At 72.4% G+C, this 21,506-nt stretch carries 18 protein-coding genes, 5 tRNA genes and 1 pseudogene; 7 read left to right on the top strand and 17 right to left on the bottom strand.

The window, feature by feature from the left end; all coding sequences use genetic code 11:
- Positions 1-22: 22 nt before the first annotated feature.
- Positions 23-1,048 (bottom strand): 6-phosphofructokinase, encoded by a 1,026-nt coding sequence (locus ABZY91_RS28815; RefSeq protein WP_329882857.1) that lies wholly within the window; start codon positions 1,046-1,048, stop codon positions 23-25.
- 331 nt (positions 1,049-1,379) lie between these two features.
- Positions 1,380-2,345 (bottom strand): thiamine-phosphate kinase, encoded by a 966-nt coding sequence (locus tag ABZY91_RS28810; RefSeq protein WP_329882856.1) that lies wholly within the window; start codon positions 2,343-2,345, stop codon positions 1,380-1,382.
- Positions 2,346-2,564: 219 nt separating this feature from the next.
- Here ABZY91_RS28810 and ABZY91_RS28805 point away from each other — a divergent pair, with 219 nt between their 5' ends.
- Positions 2,565-2,798 carry an Lrp/AsnC ligand binding domain-containing protein gene (locus tag ABZY91_RS28805; protein ID WP_329882855.1) on the top strand — a complete coding sequence of 78 codons (234 nt, stop codon included), beginning with the start codon at positions 2,565-2,567 and terminating at the stop codon, positions 2,796-2,798.
- Positions 2,799-2,818: 20 nt separating this feature from the next.
- On the top strand, positions 2,819-3,331 hold the full coding sequence (locus ABZY91_RS28800; RefSeq protein ID WP_355405832.1) for a DUF3515 domain-containing protein: 513 nt from the start codon (positions 2,819-2,821) through the stop codon (positions 3,329-3,331).
- 75 nt (positions 3,332-3,406) lie between these two features.
- Here ABZY91_RS28800 and ABZY91_RS28795 read toward each other — a convergent pair whose 3' ends face one another.
- The 3 genes from ABZY91_RS28795 to ABZY91_RS28785 all read right to left on the bottom strand — a co-directional run bounded on the left by ABZY91_RS28795 (position 3,407) and on the right by ABZY91_RS28785 (position 6,439).
- A complete protein-coding gene (locus ABZY91_RS28795; RefSeq protein WP_329882853.1) occupies positions 3,407-4,549 on the bottom strand; it encodes a D-alanine--D-alanine ligase family protein in 1,143 nt (380 codons plus the stop codon).
- A 61-nt stretch (positions 4,550-4,610) separates the two neighbouring features.
- A complete protein-coding gene (locus tag ABZY91_RS28790; protein WP_329951661.1) occupies positions 4,611-5,612 on the bottom strand; it encodes an NAD(P)H-dependent glycerol-3-phosphate dehydrogenase in 1,002 nt (333 codons plus the stop codon).
- The gene (locus ABZY91_RS28785; RefSeq protein WP_329882851.1) at positions 5,609-6,439 is read right to left on the bottom strand and encodes a lysophospholipid acyltransferase family protein; all 831 of its coding nucleotides are present in this window, start codon (positions 6,437-6,439) and stop codon (positions 5,609-5,611) included. The genes ABZY91_RS28790 and ABZY91_RS28785 overlap by 4 nt, the downstream gene beginning before the upstream one ends.
- A gap of 214 nt (positions 6,440-6,653) precedes the next feature.
- Here ABZY91_RS28785 and cofC point away from each other — a divergent pair.
- Positions 6,654-7,325: pseudogene (cofC, locus tag ABZY91_RS28780) on the top strand (2-phospho-L-lactate guanylyltransferase); the annotation flags it as partial.
- Between the two features lie 445 nt (positions 7,326-7,770).
- On the opposite strand, the gene ABZY91_RS28775 reads toward cofC, so the two are convergent.
- From ABZY91_RS28775 to leuC, 4 genes are all read right to left on the bottom strand, one after another.
- Positions 7,771-8,493 carry an HU family DNA-binding protein gene (locus ABZY91_RS28775; RefSeq protein ID WP_329882850.1) on the bottom strand — a complete coding sequence of 241 codons (723 nt, stop codon included), beginning with the start codon at positions 8,491-8,493 and terminating at the stop codon, positions 7,771-7,773.
- Positions 8,494-8,626: 133 nt separating this feature from the next.
- Complete coding sequence (locus ABZY91_RS28770; RefSeq protein WP_329882916.1) at positions 8,627-8,815, bottom strand: hypothetical protein; 189 nt, start codon at positions 8,813-8,815, stop codon at positions 8,627-8,629.
- 342 nt (positions 8,816-9,157) lie between these two features.
- Positions 9,158-9,754, bottom strand: coding sequence for a 3-isopropylmalate dehydratase small subunit (leuD, locus tag ABZY91_RS28765; RefSeq protein ID WP_329882849.1), 597 nt, complete (start codon positions 9,752-9,754; stop codon positions 9,158-9,160).
- A gap of 5 nt (positions 9,755-9,759) precedes the next feature.
- The gene (leuC, locus tag ABZY91_RS28760) at positions 9,760-11,199 is read right to left on the bottom strand and encodes a 3-isopropylmalate dehydratase large subunit (RefSeq protein WP_329882848.1); all 1,440 of its coding nucleotides are present in this window, start codon (positions 11,197-11,199) and stop codon (positions 9,760-9,762) included.
- Positions 11,200-11,430: 231 nt separating this feature from the next.
- Between leuC and ABZY91_RS28755 the strand changes: the two genes are divergently transcribed.
- Complete coding sequence (locus ABZY91_RS28755) at positions 11,431-12,144, top strand: IclR family transcriptional regulator (protein ID WP_329882847.1); 714 nt, start codon at positions 11,431-11,433, stop codon at positions 12,142-12,144.
- Between the two features lie 188 nt (positions 12,145-12,332).
- On the opposite strand, the gene ABZY91_RS28750 is transcribed toward ABZY91_RS28755, so the two are convergent.
- From ABZY91_RS28750 to ABZY91_RS28715, 8 genes are all read right to left on the bottom strand, one after another.
- Positions 12,333-12,407, bottom strand: a tRNA-Gln gene (locus ABZY91_RS28750).
- 45 nt (positions 12,408-12,452) lie between these two features.
- Positions 12,453-12,528, bottom strand: a tRNA-Glu gene (locus ABZY91_RS28745).
- 26 nt (positions 12,529-12,554) lie between these two features.
- A tRNA-Glu gene (locus tag ABZY91_RS28740) sits at positions 12,555-12,627 on the bottom strand.
- A gap of 27 nt (positions 12,628-12,654) precedes the next feature.
- A tRNA-Glu gene (locus tag ABZY91_RS28735) sits at positions 12,655-12,727 on the bottom strand.
- A 42-nt stretch (positions 12,728-12,769) separates the two neighbouring features.
- A tRNA-Gln gene (locus tag ABZY91_RS28730) sits at positions 12,770-12,841 on the bottom strand.
- Positions 12,842-13,110: 269 nt separating this feature from the next.
- Positions 13,111-14,610 (bottom strand): glutamate--tRNA ligase, encoded by a 1,500-nt coding sequence (gltX, locus tag ABZY91_RS28725; protein ID WP_329951660.1) that lies wholly within the window; start codon positions 14,608-14,610, stop codon positions 13,111-13,113.
- The gene (locus ABZY91_RS28720; protein WP_355405831.1) at positions 14,603-15,403 is read right to left on the bottom strand and encodes a fumarylacetoacetate hydrolase family protein; all 801 of its coding nucleotides are present in this window, start codon (positions 15,401-15,403) and stop codon (positions 14,603-14,605) included. The genes gltX and ABZY91_RS28720 overlap by 8 nt, the downstream gene beginning before the upstream one ends.
- A 243-nt stretch (positions 15,404-15,646) precedes the next feature.
- Positions 15,647-15,868, bottom strand: a complete 222-nt coding sequence (locus ABZY91_RS28715; protein WP_355405830.1) for a hypothetical protein — start codon at positions 15,866-15,868, stop codon at positions 15,647-15,649.
- 686 nt (positions 15,869-16,554) lie between these two features.
- Between ABZY91_RS28715 and ABZY91_RS28710 the strand changes: the two genes are divergently transcribed.
- The 3 genes from ABZY91_RS28710 (at position 16,555) to ABZY91_RS28700 (ending at position 21,463) form a co-directional block, all read left to right on the top strand.
- On the top strand, positions 16,555-20,454 hold the full coding sequence (locus tag ABZY91_RS28710; RefSeq protein ID WP_355405829.1) for a nitrate- and nitrite sensing domain-containing protein: 3,900 nt from the start codon (positions 16,555-16,557) through the stop codon (positions 20,452-20,454).
- A 10-nt stretch (positions 20,455-20,464) separates the two neighbouring features.
- Entirely contained in the window at positions 20,465-20,878 is a 414-nt protein-coding gene (locus ABZY91_RS28705; protein WP_043468791.1) for a roadblock/LC7 domain-containing protein, read from the top strand.
- A gap of 162 nt (positions 20,879-21,040) precedes the next feature.
- A complete protein-coding gene (locus tag ABZY91_RS28700) occupies positions 21,041-21,463 on the top strand; it encodes a DUF742 domain-containing protein (RefSeq protein ID WP_329881598.1) in 423 nt (140 codons plus the stop codon).
- Positions 21,464-21,506 lie beyond the last annotated feature (43 nt).

Here is a 21,506-nt window from a genome sequence, read left to right as displayed (position 1 = left end):
CCTCCAACCTACCGGCGCCGGTTCAGAGCACCGCCTCCGACTCCGCCCAGCGGTCCTCCGGCACGGTCTTGAGCCGGGTGACGGCCTCGGCGACCGGCACCAGGCGGATCTCGCCCCGGCGCAGCGCGGTGAAGTGGCCGAACGCGCCCTGGTGGACGGCCTCGACCGCGTGCCAGCCGAACCGGGTGGCGAGCACCCGGTCCCGGGCGGTCGGGGTGCCGCCGCGCTGGGTGTGGCCGAGGATGACCGGGCGGGCCTCCTTGCCGAGCAGGTTCTCCAGCTCGTGGGCGAGCCGGTTGCCGATCCCGCCGAAGGTGCGGTGCCCGAACCGGTCGACCTCGCCGTGGTCGAAGCGCATGGTGCCGGGCATCGGTGCGGCGCCCTCGGCGACGGCGATGATGGCGAACTTCTTGCCGCGGGCGAAGCGGTCCTCGACCATCCGGGCCACCCCCTCGATGTCGAACGGCTTCTCCGGGATGAGGATGCCGTGCGCGCCGCCCGCCATGCCGGCGGTGAGGGTGATCCAGCCGGTGTGCCGGCCCATCAACTCGACCACCATGACGCGCTGGTGGGATTCGGCGGTGGTCTTCAGCCGGTCGATCGCCTCGGTCGCGACGTGCACCGCGGTGTCGAAGCCGAAGGTGACGTCGGTGGCGTCGATGTCGTTGTCGATGGTCTTGGGCACCCCGACCACGGGGAGTCCGGCGTCGCTGAACATCTTGGCGGCGGTGAGCGTGCCCTCGCCGCCGATCGCGATCAGCGCGTCGATGCCGATGTCGCGGGCGAGGGTCTTGGCGTTCTCCACCGCCCAGGCGATCCGGTCGCGCTGCACCCGGGCCGAGCCGAGGATGGTGCCGCCGAGGGTCAGCAGGCCGGTGACGTCGTCGTGGGAGACCGGGCGGGTGCGGCCCTCGATCAGGCCGAGGAAGCCGTCCTCGATGCCGACGATCTCGTCGCCGTGCACATCGGTTCCCCGGTGCACCACGGAACGGATCACCGCGTTCAGGCCGGGGCAGTCGCCGCCGCTGGTCAGGACACCGATACGCATGGTGGTGTGCTCTCCCGCTCCGAAGTGGTTCAGACCACAGTGGTTCAGACCACTCACGCCGAAGACGGGCGGTCCGGATGCGGCAAGCCTACGCGCTCGGCCCGTCCGGAGCCGGATCGCGGGACGTACCCGGAGCGTCGCGCGCCCTCGGCCGCGCCCCGTTCCCGCCCCCGTTCCCGCCCCCGGCGGGCGTCAACCCACCGGCCCCGCGCGTCCGTCGGCCGCCGGGCCGGCCGGCCCACGGAACGGCCGACCCTTGAACGGCCGGTCCCGCAACGGCCGGCCGCAGGTGGCCGGCCACACGTGGCCGACCGCAGGTGGCCGGCCGCCGTCACTCCGAGAAGTGGTCCCAGCCGCCGACCCGGTCCCAGGCCTCGCCGTCCACCGTCACCCGGCCGCCGCGCGCCGCCCGGGCCCGCCCCACGACCTCACCGACCACCCGCCAGCGGGCGGGCAGTTGGACCCCGCGCGGGAAGGTCGCCACGATCGCGTGGTCCTCGCCGCCGGAGAGCACCCAGACCAGCGGGTCCACCCCGACCGCCTGCCCGATGTCCGCCATCTGGACCGGGACGTCGAAGTCGGCGGCCCGCAGGTCGATGTCCACCGCGCTGGCCTTGGCGACGTGGCCCAGGTCGGCGACCAGCCCGTCGCTCACGTCGATCATCGAGGTGGCGCCCAACTCGGAGCCGGCCGGACCGGCGTGGTACGGCGGCTCGGGGCGGCGGTGCGCCTCGACGAAGGCCCTCGGGGAGCGGAAGCCGCGCTGCAGCACGGTCAGTCCGGCCGCCGACCAGCCCAGCCAGCCGGTGACCGCCACCACGTCACCCACCTGAGCACCGGCGCGCGTCACGGGCGCACGCCCCTGCAGATCTCCGAGCGCCGTGATGGCCAGCGTGATGGTGTCCCCGCGCACCACGTCGCCGCCGACCACGGTCGCGCCGGCCACCTGGCACTCGTCGCGCAGGCCGTCCATCAGCTCGGTCGCCCAGGTGGTGGGCAGATCGGCGGGCGCGACCAGACCCAGCAGGATCGCGGTCGGCACCGCGCCCATCGCGGCCACGTCGGCGAGGTTCTGCGCGGCGGCCTTGCGGCCCACGTCGTAGGCGGTGGACCAGTCCCGGCGGAAGTGCCGGTTCTCGATCAGCACGTCCGTGGTGGCCACCACCCGGCCGTCCGGCGCCTTCACCACCGCGGCGTCGTCACCCGGGCCGAGGTCGACCGCGTCGGTGAGCGGTACCCGGGCGGTCAGCTCCCTGATGAGTCCGAACTCGCCCAGCTCGCCCACGGTCCCCTGCATCTGCCGTCCTCTCGGTCTCCATCACGTGCGCACCTGCGTCGTACGTCCAAGTCGCTTCCGCGCGCAGCGTACGCCCTCCGACGGCGCACAGGTCTCCCCTCCCTGCCCCGCTGCGCGGTAGCGTGGTGATCAGACTGCCGGTGAGCCCGTGCCCCACCCCCGACGCCTGACCGGGCGATCACGGCGGCGATCCCCGTACCCAGCCGCCGGGAGGTCCCCGTGGTACAGGCCTACATCCTGATTCAGACCGAGGTCGGCAAGGCCAGCTCCGTGGCCGAGTCGATCTCCAAGATCCCCGGTGTCCTCCAGGCCGAGGACGTGACCGGGCCCTACGACGTGATCGTCCGCGCGGAGGCCGACACGGTCGACGACCTCGGCCGCCTCGTCGTCGCGAAGGTTCAGCAGGTCGAGGGAATCACCCGGACCCTGACCTGTCCGGTGGTCCACCTGTAAGCCGCGCATACCATCGGCGGGTGACCCGAGAATTCCGTGCCCCCCGCTTCCTCGCGGCACTGCCGGCCCCGGTCCGTTGGCTGGCGGTGCCGCTCGCGCTGACCTGCACCATCGTGGTGCTGGTCGGCAACTGGGGCGCGCCCGAGAAGGTCGACGCCCCCACGCCCGCCCCCAGGGCCGCCGCGTACTGCCGGGCCCTGGACGCCGCGCTGCCGCAGGACCTGATCGGGCACCCCCGCAAGGACCCCGAGCCCGCCTCCCCGTACACCGCCGCCTGGGCCTCGTCGCCGCGCATCGTGCTGCGCTGCGGCGTGCCGCACCCGGAGGGGCTGGTCGACGAGAAGCAGAAGGAGATCTCGCCGACGATCAACGACGTCACCTGGTGGCCGGAGCCGCTGAAGGACGGCGGCTACCGGCTCACCGCCACCCAGCGGGCCGTGTTCGTCGAGGTGACCGTCCCCGGCGGGGCACTCGCCAACCCGCTCGACGCCGCCGCCGCGCTCTCCGACGCGGTGAGGGCCACCATCCCGTAGTGCCGCACGCGCGAGGGCGGGCCCGGGGGAACCCGGGCCCGCCCTCGCGCGTCGTCCGCGGTGCGGTCCGCGCGGCTACCGCAGGCCGGTGGAGCGGCGCAGCGCCGCCTGCAGCAGCCGGTCGATCAGCTCCGGGTAGGACAGCCCGCTGGCCTCCCACATCTTCGGGTAGGCCGAGATCGGGGTGAAGCCGGGCATGGTGTTGATCTCGTTGACCATCCAGCTGCCGTCCTCCAGGAGGAAGAAGTCCACCCGGGCCAGGCCCTCGCAGCCGAGCGCCTCGAACGCGGCCACCGCCTGGCGGCGGATCTCGGCGGTCTCCTCGCCGGACAGCTCGGCCGGGATCCGCACCTCCGAGGAGTCGATGTACTTGGCCTCGAAGTCGTAGAACTCGTAGTCGCCGCCGACCAGCACCTCGGCCGGGACGCTGGCCCGCGGGCCGTCCTCGAACTCCAGCACGGCGCACTCGATCTCGCGGCCGGAGACGCCTGCCTCGATGATCAGCTTGGGGTCGTGCCGGCGGGCCTCGTCGATCGCGCGGTCGAGGTCGGAGAGGTCCTTGACCTTGGTGATGCCCATGCTGGAGCCGGCCCGGCAGGGCTTCACGAACAGCGGCAGACCGAGCTCGGCGGCCCGCTCGCGGACGGCCGCGCGGCCCTCCTCGGTCTCCCACTCGCGCGGGCGGACCACGGTGTAGCGGCCGACGCCCAGGCCGTGCGAGGCCAGCAGGCGCTTGGTGAACTCCTTGTCCATGCCGACCGCGCTGGAGAGCACGCCGTTGCCGACGTACGGCACTCCGGAGAGCTCCAGCAGGCCCTGCAGCGTGCCGTCCTCGCCCCAGGGGCCGTGCAGCAGCGGGAAGACCACGTCGACCTCGCCGAGCGCCTTGGGGGCCGCACCGGGCTCGCTCCAGACCACCTCGCGGCTGCCCGGGCCGAGCGGCAGCGCGACCTGGCCCTCGACGGACTCGGCGACCTGGTCGACGTCCGGCAGCCGGCCGTCGGTGATGGTCATCCGGGCCGGTTCGTCGCTGACCAGCGCCCAGCGGCCCTCGTGGGTGATGCCGATCGGCAGCACCTCGTACTTGTCGCGGTCGATCGCCCTCAGCACGCTGCCCGCGGTGGAGACCGAGATGGCGTGCTCGGAGCTGCGGCCGCCGAAGACGATGGCGACACGAGGCTTCACGGACGGGTTCTGGGAGGTCTGTTCGATGCTCATATCGCGACCGAGAGTACCGTGCGGCCCGTTTCGGACAGGTGAGCCACCCTGGGGCGGGCGTTCACCGCCGCTCGGGCTTGGCCGAGCGGGACATCAGCGCCTGAAGGACCTCCTGGGTGGGCCGGCCGTTGTGCACCACGTCCACCACGGCCTCGACGATCGGCATGTCGACGCCGCAGCGCCGGGCCAGGTCGAGCACCGACTCGCAGGACTTCACGCCCTCCGCGGTCTGGCGGGTGGCCGCGATGGTCTCCGCCAGCGACATGCCCCGGCCCAGGTTGGTGCCGAAGGTGTTGTTGCGGGAGAGCGGCGAGGAGCAGGTCGCCACCAGGTCGCCCATCCCGGCGAGTCCGGCGAAGGTGTGCGCGTCCGCGCCGAGTGCCAGTCCCAGCCGGGTGGTCTCGGCCAGCCCGCGGGTGATCAGCGTCGCCTTGGTGTTGTCGCCGAGCCCCATGCCGTTGGCCATGCCGACCGCGAGGCCGATCACGTTCTTCACCGCGCCGCCCAGCTCGCAGCCGATCACGTCGGTGTTGGTGTACGGCCGGAAGTACGGCGTGTGGCAGGCCGCCTGGAGCCGCTTGGCGACCGACTCGTCGGTGCACGCGACGACGCTCGCGGCGGGCTGCCGGTTGGCGATCTCGCGGGCCAGGTTGGGGCCGCTGACCACGGCGATCCGCTCCGGACCGACACCGGCGACCTCGCCGATGACCTCGCTCATCCGCTTGGCGGTGCCGAGCTCGATGCCCTTCATCAGGCTGACCAGGACGGTCTGCGGCTCCAGCAGCGGCGCCCAGGCCGCCAGGTTCTCGCGGAGCGTCTGGGAGGGCACCACCAGCACCGCGAAGTCGGCGCCGGCCAGCGCCTCGGCGGGGTCGGTGGTGGCCCGGACCGAGGAGGGCAGCCGGACCCCGGGGAGGTAGTCCGGGTTGACGTGGGTGGCGTTGACGGCGTCCGCCAGCTCCTGCCGGCGGCCCCAGAGGGTCACCTCGCAGCCGGCGTCCGCGAGGATCATCGCGAACGCGGTGCCCCAGGAGCCCGTTCCGAACACGGCACATCGGGTCACTTGCCGGCCTCCTCGTCCTCGTCGGCGGCCCGGCCGGCCGCCTTCTGCCGGCGGGCCGCCGCGGCGGCGCCCCGGTTCCGGGCCGCCTCCCGCATGTCGTACCGCTCGGCGGGCGGCTCGGTCTCGCGGATCTCGGCCAGCACGGCGGTGATCGCCGTCATGATGTCCTCGGTGGCGTCCCTGAGCACCTGGGCGGTCAGCTCCTGGCCGCGGTACTTGCTCAGGTCGACGGCCGGCCCGGCCGCCACCGTCACCCGGTGGCGCGGGAAGAGGTTGAACTTGCTCTTCCCGGCGCCGCCCCTGCCGTACGGCGGGATGATCTCGTGCGCGCCCCAGTGCGCCACGGGGATGACCGGGGCGCCGGTCATCAGGGCGACCCGGGCCACCCCGCTCTTGCCGGTCATCGGCCAGAGGTCCGGGTCCCGGGTGAGGGTGCCCTCCGGGTAGAACTGCACGCACTGGCCGCCGTTGACCGCGTCGATGGCGGCCCGGAACGCCTGCGCCGCGTCGGTCGACTCGCGGAACACCGGGATCTGGCCCGTCTTGCGGAGCATGAAGCCGATGAACGGCACGGAGAACAGCGAGGACTTGCCGAGGATCCGCGGCGGCCGTCCGCTGTTGTACTGCCAGTGCGCGTAGATCACCGGGTCGATGACCGAGTTGTGGTTGACCGCGGTGATGAAGCCGCCCTTCTTCGGAAGGTGCTCCCAGCCCCGCCAGTCGGGCTTGACCAGGGCGGTCGTCACCGGCTTCACCAGCACGGCCGCGAAGCGGTACCAGATGCCGTAGTCGGCGTTGCCGAAGCTGGCGTACGAGCGGCGGGCCACCCCAGATCCTCCTCATCCGTGCGGCACGTCGGGTGCCGCGTCAGTCACGTTGCCGCGACCCCGCTTCGGGGCCCGGGCGCGGAACAGTCTCACCCGACCGCTCACCGGCTGTCGAGCAACCGCGCCAGCACGTCGGGCGGGCGTGATCAAACGCACGTCCGCACAGTTCGGACGGCCTGGCGAGGGTTCCGGGACCGGCGTCACAATGACGCCGATGACCCAGGACACCGTACGCCCCAGCGGGCCCGTCGCGCCCGCCGCACCCACTGCCGGCTGGTCGCTGGTACTGCCGCTCAAGCAGCTCGCCCGGGCCAAGTCACGGCTGGCGCCGTTCGCCGGCCCGCACCGCCCGGACCTGGCGCTCTCCTTCGCCCTGGACACCGTCACCGCCGCGCTGGCCGCCTCCGAGGTCGGTCGCGTCCTGGTGGTGACCCGGGACGCGGAGGCCGGCGAGCTGCTCGCCGCGCTCGGCGCCCTGGTCGTCGACGACGAACCGGGGGGCGGACTCAACGACGCACTGGCGCACGGCGCGGCGGTCGCGCTGGCGCTCGCCCCGCGCGCCCCGTTGGCCGCCCTCTCGGCGGACCTGCCGGCCCTGCGCCCGGCCGAACTGGGCCGGGTGCTGACCGCCGTCCCGGTCACCGGCCGGGCCTTCCTGCCCGACGCACCCGGCCTGGGCACCACCCTGCTCGCCTGCGCCCCGGGCAGCCCGCTCTCCCCCGCCTTCGGGGACGGTTCACGGGCCCGGCACGCGGCCGGCGGCGCCCGCGAACTGCGGCTGACCGGCGTGGAGTCGGTCCGCCGGGACGTCGACACCGGCGAGGACCTGGCGGCGGCGCTGGCCCTCGGCGTGGGCCCGCACACCCGGGCCCTGGCGGTCCGGCTCGGGTACCTGCCGGACCGGTCCTCCGGACCGCGCCGGGCCCCGGCCCGCACGTCACCCGGGACTGTCGGTGGTGCTCGCTATGCTGCTGACATGCAGGCCACCGCGTTCACTTTCGACCCCGCCACCCGGGCCGGCTCCGTGCTGCTCGACGACGGGACCCCGGTGCCGTTCGACGCCGCCGCCTTCGACGCCGGCGGCCTGCGGCTGCTCCGTCCCGGCCAGCGGGTCCGGATCCGCACCGAGGGCGCCGCGGAGGCCCGCCGGGTGGTCTTCCTGACGCTGCAGACCTTCCCGGACCCGGCCGCGGACCCGACCGCGGGCTGACCGCGGGCTGACCGCGTCCGTACGGCGCCGGAGGCCCGGAAAACCGGAGAGCCGTGGCGCCGGCCCCGCCCGGAAGACCGGGTGGAGTGCTGCGCCACGGCTCTCGAAGGCCGTCCGTCGACTACTTCGCGGAGGTCTTGCGCGCGGTGGTCTTACGGGTGGCGGTCTTCTTCGCCGGAGCCGTCTTCTTGGCCGTCGCGGTCGCCTTCTTGGCGGCGGTCGCGGTGGTCTTCTTGGCGGCGGCGGTGGTGGCCGTCTTCTTCGCGGCGGCCGCCGTCTTCTTGGTCGCGGTCGCGGTGGTCTTCTTCGCGGCGGCGGTGGTGGTGGCCTTCTTGGCGGCGGGCGCCTTCTTGGCAGCGGTCGCGGTGGTCTTCTTCGCGGCGGCGGCGGTGGTGGTGGCGGTCTTCTTCGCCGCGGCCTTCTTCGCCGGGGCGGCGGCAGCGGCAGCCGTGGCGGCACGCTTGGTGGCGGCGCGCTTGGCGGCCGGAGTCGCGGCGACACCGCTCTTGCCCGGGGTGAGGGAGCCCTTGGGCGCCTTCTTCACCGAGGGGCCTTCCTTCGGCAGCTTCTTGCTGCCGCTGACCAGGTCCTTGAAGCCCTGGCCGGGACGGAAGCGGGGCACCGAGGTCTTCTTGACCTTGACCTTCTCGCCGGTCTGCGGGTTGCGGGCGAAGCGCGCGGAGCGCTCCACCTTCTCAAAGGTGCCAAAACCGGTGACCGACACCCGGTCACCGGCCACAACGGCGCGGACCATGGTGTCGAGCACTGCGTCGACGGCCTCTGCGGCAGCCTTGCGACCGCCCAGCTGCTCGGCCACCGCTTCGACAAGCTGAGCCTTGTTCACGTCTTCCCCTTCGGAAACGGGCGCCGGATGATTCCATCCGTTCATTTCGCACGTTAGGTATGTATCTGCGGACTTTCAATTACCAAACGCGCGAATCACCCTAGTGTCGCAATGGATTTGCGCGTCGGCGACCTCAGTCGACGGGCGGGCGCCCCTCGTCGAGGTCCTGCACAAAGCGACTCAACCGCCGCGCCGCCCCGGGAAGATCGCGCTTGGCGGTCTCCGTGACGATCAGCAGTTGACGGGCGAGAGCGGTCTTTGCATCGGCAGACACGTTCAGCGCATGCACGCGGTCGTGAGCTTGCTTCAACCGCTCGGCCACAAGCGCGAAGAGCGCTGCGACTTCCGGGTCGTCCGGCCCCTCAGCAGGTGAGGTGGCGGCGTCCGGCCGATCGTCAATTCGGCGTTCGGATCCCCGGCCCGTGGACTCCGGTGACGCGGGTTCGCCGCCCGCGTACGGAGGTTCATGGTGCCGGTGCATGCACTGATTGTGCCATCTACCCGGAGTTGTGCATGCGCGGGGCCCTCCGCCGCATTACCGAAAGGGCAATCGGGGGGCGGCCGGGCCGCACAACTCCCGCTCCGGAACGGCGGACGGCCCGCCCCCCCGAGGGGGGAGCGGGCCATCCGGCGGATCGTCAGAATGCTTGTTCAGAACGGGATCTCAGGCGACCGGCAGAGTGCGCGGCTTGAACGAGGGACGGGTCTCCTCGAACGCCGAGATGTCGGCCTCGTTCTGCAGGGTGATGCTGATGTCGTCCAGCCCGTTCAGCAGCCGCCACCGAACGTTGTCGTCCAGTTCGAAGGACGCGGTGATGCCCTCGGCGCGCACCTCGCGGGCCTCCAGGTCGACGGTGATCTCCGCGGTCGGGTCGGCCTCGGTGAGCTCCCAGAGCCGCTCCACGGTCTCCTGCGGCAGCACCACGGTGAGCAGGCCGTTCTTCAGCGAGTTGCCGCGGAAGATGTCGGCGAAGCGCGAGGAGACGACCGCGTGGAAACCGTAGTTCTGGAGCGCCCAGACGGCGTGCTCACGGGAGGAGCCGGTGCCGAACTCGGGGCCGGCCACCAGGACGGTGGCCCCTTCCCGCTCGGGCCGGTTGAGGATGAACGACTCGTCCTTGCGCCAGGCCTCGAACAGACCGCCCTCGAAACCGGAACGGGTGACCTTCTTGAGCCAGTGGGCCGGGATGATCTGGTCGGTGTCGACGTTGCTGCGGCGCAGCGGGACGGCCCGGCCGGTGTGGGTGGTGAACTTGTCCATGCTGCTCAGACCTCCACAGCGGCGTTGGGGTCCGCCAGGTCGGCGGCGCTCAGATCGGCGGGGGCCGCCAGCCGGCCCAGGACGGCGGTCGCGGCGGCGACCTGCGGGGAGACCAGGTGGGTGCGTCCGCCCTTGCCCTGGCGGCCCTCGAAGTTGCGGTTCGAGGTCGAGGCGCAGCGCTCGCCGGGGGCCAGCTGGTCGGGGTTCATGCCCAGGCACATCGAGCAGCCGGCGTGACGCCACTCGGCACCCGCCGCGGTGAACACCTTGTCCAGGCCCTCCTCGACGGCCTGCAGGGCGACCCGGACGGAACCGGGGACGACCAGCATCCGCACGCCGTCGGCGACCCGGCGGCCCTCCAGGATGGCCGCGGCGGCGCGCAGGTCCTCGATCCGGCCGTTGGTGCAGGAGCCGACGAAGACCGCGTCGACCGCGACCTCGCGCAGCGGCGTACCGGCCACCAGGCCCATGTACGCGAGGGCGTTCTCGGCGGCGGTCCGCTCCTGCGGGTCGGCGAACGACTCGGGGTGCGGGACGTTCGCACCGAGCGGGGCGCCCTGACCGGGGTTGGTGCCCCAGGTGACGAAGGGGGTCAGCTCGGCGGCGTCGATGAAGATCTCGTGGTCGAAGACCGCGTCCTCGTCGGTGCCCAGGGTCTTCCAGTAGGCGACGGCGGCGTCCCAGTCCTCGCCCTTCGGGGCGTGCGGGCGGCCTTCGAGGTAGTCGAAGGTGATCTGGTCCGGCGCGATCATGCCGGCCCGGGCGCCCGCCTCGATGGACATGTTGCAGATGGTCATCCGGGCCTCCATGGAGAGGCTGCGGATCGCCGAGCCGCGGTACTCCAGGACGTAGCCCTGACCGCCGCCGGTGCCGATCTTCGTGATGATCGCCAGGATCAGGTCCTTGGCGGTCACTCCGTCGGGGAGTTCGCCCTCCACGGTGATGGCCATGGTCCGGAACGGGGCCAGCGGCAGCGTCTGGGTGGCCAGCACGTGCTCGACCTGGCTGGTGCCGATACCGAACGCCAGTGCGCCGAAGGCGCCGTGGGTGGAGGTGTGGGAATCGCCACAGACCACGGTCGTACCGGGCTGGGTCAGGCCCAGCTGCGGGCCGACGACGTGCACGACGCCCTGCTCGACGTCGCCGAGCGAGTGGATCCGGACGCCGAACTCGGCGGCGTTGCGCCGCAGCGTCTCCAGCTGGATCCGGGAGACCGGGTCGGCGATCGGCTTGTCGATGTCGAGGGTCGGGGTGTTGTGGTCCTCGGTCGCGATCGTGAGGTCGGTGCGGCGGACCGTGCGTCCGGCCAGCCGGAGGCCGTCGAAGGCCTGCGGGCTGGTCACCTCGTGCAGCAGGTGAAGGTCGATGTAGAGCAGGTCGGGTTCGCCCTCCGCGCGCCGCACGACGTGGTCGTCCCAGACCTTCTCTGCGAGTGTCCGTCCCATCGGGTTCCCTCCAGCCGGCCGCGTTGCCGGCCTTCTCGTGTCGTCGAGGTCGAAGCTTTCGCCGCCCTGTGAGGCTCGCGTCGCGCGACCTGCACACCGGATCGTTGTCCACCATGCGGACACCTGGTCGGGGCCGCATCCTGGATGTCTCCCGGGCTGCTGCATCCAGAGTGGCGCTTTTCCCGGAAGATTGAACTTGCGTCTCGCGGACTGAGACTGCAGTCTTAGGGCATGGACAACTCTAGCGGCGTCGGCGTTCTCGACAAGGCCGCTCTGGTGCTGAGCGCACTGGAGTCGGGCCCCGCCACGTTGGCGGGGCTGGTCGCCGCCACCGGTCTGGCGCGCCCCACGGCCCACCGACTCGCCGTCGCACTCGAACACCACCGCCTGGTCACCAGGGACATGCAGGGCCGCTTCATCCTCGGCCCCCGACTCTCCGAACTCTCCGCCGCGGCGGGCGAGGACCGGCTGCTCGCCACCGCGGGCCCGGTCCTGACCCACCTGCGCGACGTCACCGGCGAGAGCGCACAGCTCTACCGCCGGCAGGGCGAGATGCGGATCTGCGTCGCCGCCGCCGAGCGGCTCTCCGGTCTGCGGGACACCGTCCCGGTCGGCAGCACCCTGCCGATGAAGGCCGGCTCGGCCGCCCAGGTCCTGCTCGCCTGGGAGGAGCCCGAGCGGCTCCACCGCGGCCTCCAGGGCGCCCGCTTCACCGCCACCGCGCTCAGCGGCGTGCGGCGGCGCGGCTGGGCCCAGTCGATCGGCGAGCGGGAGCCCGGCGTGGCCTCGGTCTCCGCCCCGGTCCGCGGCCCCTCCAACCGCGTGGTGGCCTCCGTCTCGGTCTCCGGCCCCATCGAGCGCCTGACCCGCCACCCGGGCCGACTGCACGCCCAGGCCATCATCGAAGCCGCCAACCGCCTCACCGAGGCGCTGCGCCGCAGCTGAAACTCCCCCGCAGGCCCTCCCCCACCCCCACGCGCCCGTCCCCGTATCCGCCCCCCGCAGAAAATCCCCCACGAATCCGAAAGGGCCCGCTCACCTGGTGAGCGGGCCCTTCGAAATGGTCGGGGCCGCAATTCCGCGCGACCGCCGGAAATGCGAAAAGCCCCGGCGCGAACCGGGGCCGTACTTTCTGGCTGGGGTACCAGGACTCGAACCTAGACTAAATGAACCAGAATCACTCGTGCTGCCAATTACACCATACCCCAACAAAGCAATTCAGCCGATGGGTGAGCCCATCGGCCTTCCTGCTCTGGTACCCCCGACCGGATTCGAACCGGCGCTACTGCCGTGAGAGGGCAGCGTGCTAGGCCGCTACACAACGGGGGCTTCCTGGCGGTCCCTTGCGGAACCAGTACCCCCGACCGGATTCGAACCGGCGCTACTGCCGTGAGAGGGCAGCGTGCTAGGCCGCTACACAACGGGGGCTTTCCAGGTGGTCCCTTGCGGAACCAGTACCCCCGACCGGATTCGAACCGGCGCTACTGCCGTGAGAGGGCAGCGTGCTAGGCCGCTACACAACGGGGGCTTGATCTCTTGTTGTACGGTACTGCGGTGGAGCTGTACTGCGCTGGGGTACCAGGACTCGAACCTAGACTAAATGAACCAGAATCACTCGTGCTGCCAATTACACCATACCCCACCAGAGTTGGACCCTTGCGGGGCCTTCTCGGGCGTTGCGCCCCTCGTTCGGTTCCCGACGGGGTTTCACTCCCCCGTCCGTTCCCTCCCGGGCGGCGCAGAAAGAACATTACCCGACGTCTGGCCTGGCTCCAAAATCGATAACCCCAGGCGGCGGCCGGGAGGCCGCCCGGTGACGTCCGGGGGCGCCGCGGGCCCGGCACCGGGCCCGGCCCGCGAGCCGAGCAGGACCCGGGCGGGCCCTGCTCGGCGTCCTGGTCGGAGCCCCGGTCAGGCCGCCGGGGCGGCGGCCAGAGCGGCGTTCAGGCGGCGCAGCGTCTCGGGCCGGCCGAGCAGCTCCATCGACTCGAAGAGCGGCGGCGAGACCCGCCGGCCGGTGACCGCGACCCGCAGCGGGGTGAAGGCGAACTTGGGCTTGATGCCCAGACCCTCCACCAGCGCCTCGCGCAGCGCGGCCTGGATCGGCTCCGGCGTGAAGTCCTCCAGCGCCTCCAGCGCCTTGACACTGGCCTCCAGCACCGGGCGGGCGTCCGCGGTCAGCACCTTGGCCGCGTCGTCCGGGTCGACCGCGAAGTCGTCCGGGGCGACGAACAGGAAGCCGGCCATCGTGACGATCTCGCCGAGGACGACCATCCGCTCCTGGGTGAGCGGCGCCACCTTGGCCAGCAGCTCCAGCTGCTCGGCGGTCGGCTCGGCCGGCAGCAGGCCCGGGGCCTGCAGGTACGGCACGAGGCGGCGGACGAAGTCCTCCGGCGCGAGCCTGCGCAGGTGCTCGGCGTTGATGTGCTCGCACTTCTTGAGGTCGAAGCGGGCCGGGTTGGCGTTGACGTCGGCGACGTCGAACGCCTCGACCAGCTGCTCGACCGAGAAGATGTCGTCGTCCGCGGAGAGCGACCAGCCCAGCAGCGACAGGTAGTTGAGCAGGCCCTCGGGGATGAAGCCGCGCTCGCGGTAGAGGTTGAGCGAGGCCTGCGGGTCACGCTTGGAGAGCTTCTTGTTGCCCTCGCCCATCACGTACGGCAGGTGGCCGAAGCGCGGGGTGGTGCCGTTGCCGACGCCGATGTCCGCGAGCGCCGCGTAGAGCGCGACCTGGCGCGGGGTGGAGGAGAGCAGGTCCTCGCCGCGGAGCACGTGGGTGATCTCCATCAGCGCGTCGTCCACCGGGTTGACCAGGGTGTAGAGCGGTGCGCCGTTGGCCCGGACGATGCCGTAGTCGGGCACGTTCTCCGGCTCGAAGCTCAGCGTGCCGCGGACCAGGTCGTCGAACACGATGGTGGTGTCGGGCATCCGGAACCGCAGGATCGGCTCGCGCTTCTCCAGCTTGTAGACGGCGACCTGGTCGTCCGTCAGGTCGCGGCAGTGGCCGTCGTAGCCCGACGGCTTGCCGGCCGCGCGGGCGGCCTCGCGGCGGGCGTCCAGCTCCTCGGTCGAGCAGTAGCAGGAGTAGGCGTGACCGGCCTCGTGGAGGCGGCGGGCGACATCGGCGTAGACGTCCATCCGCTGCGACTGGCGGTACGGCGCGTGCGGGCCGCCGATCTCGGGGCCCTCGTCCCAGTCGAAACCGAGCCACTTCATGGCGTCGAGGAGCTGCTCGTACGACTCCTCGGAGTCGCGGGCCGCGTCGGTGTCCTCGATCCGGAAGACCATCGTGCCGCCGTTGTGGCGGGCGAAGGCCCAGTTGAAGAGGGCGGTGCGGACCAGGCCCACGTGGGGGTTGCCGGTCGGGGACGGACAGAAGCGGACCCGGACGGTGGGGTCGGTGTTAGCCACGCTTGATCACCTTGTTGGTGAGAGTGCCGATGCCTTCGATGGAGACGGCGACCTCGTCGCCGACGTTGAGCGGGCCCACCCCAGCGGGTGTGCCGGTGAGGATGACGTCGCCGGGAAGCAGCGTCATGGCCTCGGAGATGTGGACGATCAGCTCGGCGACCGAGCGGACCATCTGGGAGGTGCGGCCGGTCTGCCGCAGCTCGCCGTTGACGGTGCAGGTGACGGCGAGGTCGGCCGGGTCGAGGTCGGTCTCGATCCACGGGCCGAGCGGGCAGGAGGTGTCGAAGCCCTTGGCCCGGGCCCACTGGCCCTCGCGCTGCTGGACGTCGCGCGCGGTGACGTCGTTGGCACAGGTGTAGCCGAGGATCACCTCGGGCACCCGGTCCAGCGGCACCTCACGGCACATCCGGCCGATCACCACCGCGAGTTCGGCCTCGTACTGGACGTCCGAGGAGAACGGCGGGTAGGCGATCGCCTCGGTCGGGCCGATCACCGCGGTGGACGGCTTGAAGAAGGTCAGCGGGACGTCCGGGACGTCGTTGCCCAGTTCGGCGGCGTGCGCGGCGTAGTTGCGGCCGACCGCGACGATCTTGTTGGGCAGCATCGGGCTGAGCAGCCGGACGTCCTGGAAGCGGTAGCTCTCGCCCGTCGGCTGGGGCTGCCCGAACGGGTGGCCGGCCAGGGCGTGGACGACCAGCGACTCGGGCCGGGCCGGGTCCCCCTCGACCACGCCGAAGGAGACGCTGCCGGCGGCAGGGCTCCCTTCCCGGACGGAAAACCTGGCAATGCGCACGGCTGGGCTACCCCTCGCTTCGACGGCCGCCCGGGCGCGCCCGGGCGCTGGTGGGCGCCGAACCCGTCTGGGCCCGGACCCGCTCGATCGCTGACCAGGCTATCGCGTGGGCCCCCCGCTGCCCGCTTTGCCCCTGTTCGGGGACGTTGCGCCCCGGCACGGCGAAGGGCGCCGCGACCGCCCGGAGGGGTCGGTCGCGGCGCCCTTCGCCACCCGCGGGACGGCGCGGTCCCGCGGAACGGCTCAGCTCTGCGGGACGTTCACCGGCGGCGCGACCATCAGCACGGTGCGACGCGGGTTGGCGGTGGAGGCCGGCAGCTCGGTGGCGTAGGTCGCGACGTCCTCGGCCCTGCGGGCGCCCGGGACCTTGCCGAAGTCCTCGACCGAGGCCAGCGTCGTCCGGCGCGGGTTCGCCGTGGAACCGCTGGAGAGCGTGGACTGGGTGGCGTTCTTCGCCTGGGACATCGCGTCAGCACCTCAAGGTCGTGGCCGGGCGATCCGCGGGGATCGGCACCGGCCTGAGTGGTTCGGGGAGATTCCGGGCAGGCTGATTCGGGGCCGCGCTCCGGAGACAGCCAGGTTACGGATCTCTTTCCACAGCGACCGTGACCAAAGCTACACATACACCTGTGATTTTGCTCACAAATTGAGAATCAATTCTCTTATATCCGACATATCGCCGCATCAGCTTTTACCGGCATACCGGATATATCGGGCATATCCGAAGCTCTACGACTCTTGTTGATCTCGGACCCGCTTGGCATGCATCTGACGAGTGTCCGAAAAAGGCGGTATTCCGGTCCGGTTGGCGCACAGTCAGTGAGAACCCGCGCGCGGTGGGTAGCACCGCCCGGTGTGCCCTGGCGGCCCTTGTTGGGATTCCCCGGCTGTGCTGGAATGCCACGGACCGTGGGTAGGGAGTAGTCCACCCCGGTGACCCGCTCTCCCGGACCGGCCGGGGTGCGGATGGAAACTCCACACCGTCCAGGCTGCGGCGACGCGGCGGGACGCCCGGTCCAGAGGTTGCGACGCCAGTGCAGGGACGTTTCAAAAGGGGTAGCGGCGCCGCGGGTGACCCGGAGTCGCGTGAGCCCACGACAGCCCCCCAGCAGGCGGCAACGCCCGGCGGCCCGGCCGAACCGGCGCCCGAGGTGATCGGCCGGCCGGAGGAGGACGGGGCGGACCGGAAGTCGACCCGGGACAAGCTCCGCACCACGCTGACCCGCCGACGGGCCAAGGGCGTGAGCCGGCTCGCCATGCGCAACTGGCGAATCCGGAGCAAGCTGATCGCCCTGCTCGCGCTGCCGGTCATGGTCGCGCTGGTCCTCGGTGGCCTGCGCATCCAGACCTCGCTCGAAACCTCGCAGCAGCTGGCCCAGATGGCCAACCTCTCCGATCTGGCCAAGAAGGCGACCGACCTCGCCAACGCGCTGCAGAACGAGCGGGACATCAGCGCCGGCCCGATCACCGCCAAGCCGAACGCACCGCTGGACGACGACATCGTCGCCGCCCGCAAGGTCACCGACGACCTCAGCCGCACCTTCACCGCGTCCTCGGACAAGTTCGAGAACCTCGAACTCTCCGGCGGGAAGGCGCTGCTCTTCCAGATCCGCAAGGACCTGAACTCGGTCTCCGACGCCCGTGGCACGCCGTACCAGAACAACCAGAACATCCAGGCCACGATCACCGCCTACGACGTGATCATCCGCGACCTGCTGTCGATCACCCAGGACATCGCGCTCGCCTCCAACAACCGCGAGCTGGTCCGCTCGACCCGCGCCCTGCAGCAGTTCTCGCTGGCCAAGAACTCCACGTCGCAGCAGCGTGCGCTGATCAGCGCCGCGCTCGCCAACCCCGACGGCCCCAACCTCAGCCTGAGCGACGAGTCCTTCGGTATCCGGCTGCGCTCGTCCTACGACAACGCGCTCACCGGCTTCAACAACATCTACACCTCGCACGACCTGGACAACCTGCGCGGCCAGCTGAGCTACAACTCGGTGGTCGCCGCGGCCGACCGCTACGCGCGCTCGATCCTCCAGCAGAGCGGTATCCACCAGAGCGAGACCGTCAGCTTCAAGGACTGGTACGAGCAGTCCACCGCCAAGATCTCCGCCGAGCGCCGCATCGAGTCCAAGCTCATCGAGGACCTCGACGGCAAGGCCCAGGAGCTGCAGTCCCAGGCCGACACCGAGGCCCTGATCATCGGTGCCGCCGTCGCGCTCGTGCTGCTCGTCGCCCTCGGTGGCGCCGGTCTGATCGCCCGCTCGATGGTGCGCTCGCTGACCCGTCTGCAGGCCGCGGCCGAGGACGTCGCCGAGCGGCGGCTCCCGGAGCTGGTCAAGACGCTCTCCGAGAGCGACCCGCACGACGTCGACGTCACCGTCGAACCGGTCGCCGTCGACTCCGCGGACGAGATCGGCCACGTGGCCCACGCCTTCGACATGGTGCACAGCGAGGCCGTCCGCCTCGCCGCCGAGCAGGCCCTCCTCCGCGGCAACATCAACGCGATGTTCACCAACCTGTCGCGCCGCAGCCAGGGCCTCATCCAGCGCCAGCTGTCGCTCATCTCCGAGCTGGAGAGCCGCGAGGCCGACCCGGACCAGCTGGCCAACCTCTTCAAGCTGGACCACCTCGCGACCCGTATGCGCCGCAACGGCGAAAACCTCCTCGTCCTCGCCGGTGAGGACCCGGGCCGCCGCTGGACCCGTCCCGTCCCGCTGGTCGACGTGCTCCGCGCCGCCGCCTCCGAGGTGGAGCAGTACGAGCGCATCGAACTGGCCTCCGTGCCGTCCGCCGAGGTCGCCGGCCGCGTCGTCAACGACCTCGTCCACCTGCTCGCCGAGCTGCTGGAGAACGCCACCTCGTTCTCCAGCCCGCAGACCCGCGTCCGGGTCACCGGCCACGCGCTGCCGGACGGCCGGGTGCTGGTCGAGATCCACGACACCGGTATCGGCCTCAGCCCGGACGACCTCGCCGAGATCAACGAGCGTCTCGCCAACCCGCCGACGGTGGACGTCTCCGTCTCCCGCCGCATGGGCCTCTTCGTGGTCGGCCGCCTGTCCCTGCGGCACGGCATCCGGATCCAGCTCCGCCCCAGCGACTCCGGCGGCACCACCGCGCTGGTCATGCTCCCGGTGGACGTCACCAACTCCGCCGACCGCCGCGGCGCCGGCCGGCCCGGCCCGGCGCAGGCCAAGCAGCAGCGCGGGGTCGCCCCGACGCCGCGCCAGCAGCGTCAGATGCCCGGCGGCCCGGGCGGCGCCCCGGCCGCACTCGGCCAGGGCGCGCCGGGCGGCACCCCGCAGAACCGGCCGCAGCTCGGCCAGGGCGGTCCCGGCGGACCGAACACCCCTGCCGGTCAGGGCGGTCCCGGCGGTCAGGGCGGCCTGCCGACCCGGCAGGTCGGCCAGGCACTGCGCGAGACCCCGGCGGCCCCGGCCGGCCGGGCCGGCGCCCAGAGCCAGCAGAACCCGCAGAACCCGCAGGGTGGTCGGCCCGCCGCCGGCCAGCAGGGCGGCCTGCCGCAGCGCACCCCGGGCCGGCCGGGCCCGGCCCAGGGCGGCCCCGGCGGTGCGCCGCAGGGCGGCCCCGGTGGTCTGCCCCGCCGCGGCCAGCAGACCGGTGGTCCGCAGGCCGGTGGTCCGCAGGCCGGCCCCGGCGCCGGTCGGCGCCCCGGTCAGGAGCGGCCGCGGGCCGAGGGCGGCCCGGCCGCCCGGACCGCCGAACAGCCGCAGCACGGCTGGGCCGACCAGCCCGGCCGACCCGGCGGTGCGCCGCAGGGCACCCGCCCGGGCAACCGTCCGCAGGACGGGCTCCCGCAGCGCCAGCGGCCGGGCCAGGGACAGGGGCAGGGCCCGCAGGGTCAGGCTCCGCAGGGCCAGAACCAGCCGGGCCAGAACCAGCCGGGCCAGGGCCGACAGGCCCCCGGCCGGCCGGGTCCGCAGGGTCCCCAGGGGCCGCAGGGCCCGGGTCAGGGTCGTCCGCAGCGCCCCGGAGCGGGTGCGCCGCCGCAGGGCCGCCAGCCGCAGCTCCCGCCGCAGCAGGGCCAGCCCCGCCAGCAGCCGCAGCAGATCCAGCAGCAGCAGTCCGCCCAGCCGCTGCCGTCGGCCGAGTCCGCGTCGCTGGAGAGCACCCAGCAGTTCGCCCGCCCCCGGTTCGAGGCCAGTGACATCGACCCGCGCGACCCGCTGGGCCTCGGCCTGGTCGAGCCGGTCCTTCCGAGCGTGCCCAACCCGGCACTCCCGGAGCCGGTCCGTCCGGAGCAGGCCGCCCAGCAGCAGCCCCAGCAGCCGCCGGCCCGTCCGGAGCCGATGGCCCTGCCCACCGGTCCGTCCGACGGCGGCGCCCCGGCCGAGCAGGCCCGGTACGGCGAGGAGGCCCGCCCGGGCCAGCCGGAGTCCCGGCCCCGGGGGTACCAGCCGCGCCGTCCCGGGACCACCGCGCCGGGCTTCGACGAGGCACCGGGTCGCCCGGCTCCGCAGGCCCGTCGGGCCGCCCAGGCCCAGCAGCAGCCGCAGCCGCGTGCCGAGGCCCCGCAGGGCCAGGCTCCCCAGGGCCCTGCCCAGCAGGCCCAGGCCCCGCAGGCTCAGGCCCAGCAGGCCCAGCAGGCCCAGGGTCCGCAGGGTCCGCAGGGTCCGCAGGACGGTCTCGACGACGCCCCGTGGCGTCCGTCCGCCAACGACGAGCGCTGGCGGCGGGCCGAGCAGGTCCGCGAGCCCTCGACCAGCGGCGTCACCATGTCGGGCCTCCCCCGGCGGACCCCGCAGGCCAACCTGGTCTCCGGGACCGCCGAGTCGTCCCCGCTGACCGGTCCTCAGGTGTCCCGCGCTCCCGAGGAGGTGCGGGGCCGTCTGACCAACCTTCGCCGCGGTATCCAGCAGGGCCGTCGGGTCGGCGCCGAGCAGGCCGCCGGCCAGGGCCCGGGCCAGCCTCAGGGCCAGGCCCAGGGCCAGGGCAATCAGGCCGGATTCCGCCATGGTGCCCAGCAGCCCGGGTTCGATAGTTTCGGGGGCCGGACCGACGGCAACGCCGCAGATCATCAGGAGCGTTGAGTTGAATCAGATGAGCCAGGCCGCACAGAACCTGAACTGGCTGATCACCAATTTCGTGGACAACACCCCCGGGGTGTCGCACACGGTGGTGGTCTCCGCGGACGGCCTCCTGCTGTGCATGTCCGAAGGGTTCCCCCGCGACCGCGCCGACCAGCTCGCCGCCGTCGCCTCCGGCCTCACCTCCCTCACCACCGGCGCCAGCCGGATCTTCGAGGGCGGCGAGGTCAACCAGACCGTCGTCGAGATGGAACGGGGCTTCCTCTTCCTGATGGCCGTCAGCGACGGCTCGGCACTCGCCGTCCTGGCCGCCCCCGACTCCGACATCGGTCTCGTCGGATACGAGATGGCCCTGCTCGTCGACCGGGCCGGCGCCGTCCTCACCCCCGCACTCCGCGCAGAACTCCAGGGCAGTCTCCTGCACTGAGTGCACTGAGCGGGTATCCCACCCGTCCCACCTCCCCGCCGGGTCCGACCCGACCGGACCCGGCGTTCCACCCTCAGCTACCCTCAGGCAGCTGATTTCGCCTCAGCTGGCAACCACCCCAGCTGGAACCGGCTGCCCCAGGCTGCAGCACAAGGAGGACCCATGACCCCGCCTTCGACACCCGCCGGCTCGTACGGCAGCGGGTACGGCAGCGGCTACGGCGGGCAGTCCGACGGCTACGAGCAGCAGCCGCTGGTCCGCCCGTACGCGATGACCGGAGGCCGCACCCGGCCCCGGTACCAGCTCGCGATCGAGGCGCTGATCTCGACGACGGGCTCCGCCGAGCGCACCGGCGGCCTGCTGCCCGAGCACGCCCGGATCGTGAACCTCTGCCGTGAGGTCAAGTCCATCGCGGAGATCTCCGCACTGGCCGGCGTCCCGCTCGGTGTCGCCCGCATCCTCGTCGCCGACCTGGCCGAGGCCGGCCTCGTCGCCATCCACCAGCCCGCCGCCGCGGGCGAGTCGGGCGGAACGCCCGACGTCACGCTGCTCGAAAGGGTCCTCAGTGGACTTCGCAAGCTCTAACGCGGCCGCCCCCACCCGCGCCACCACCTCCGCGAAGATCGTC

The organism is Kitasatospora sp. NPDC002965 (assembly GCF_040611255.1).
Classification (GTDB): Bacteria; Actinomycetota; Actinomycetes; order Streptomycetales; family Streptomycetaceae; genus Kitasatospora.
Note: the sequence above shows the minus strand (reverse complement) of the source record. Positions and strands in the feature narration are given on the sequence as shown.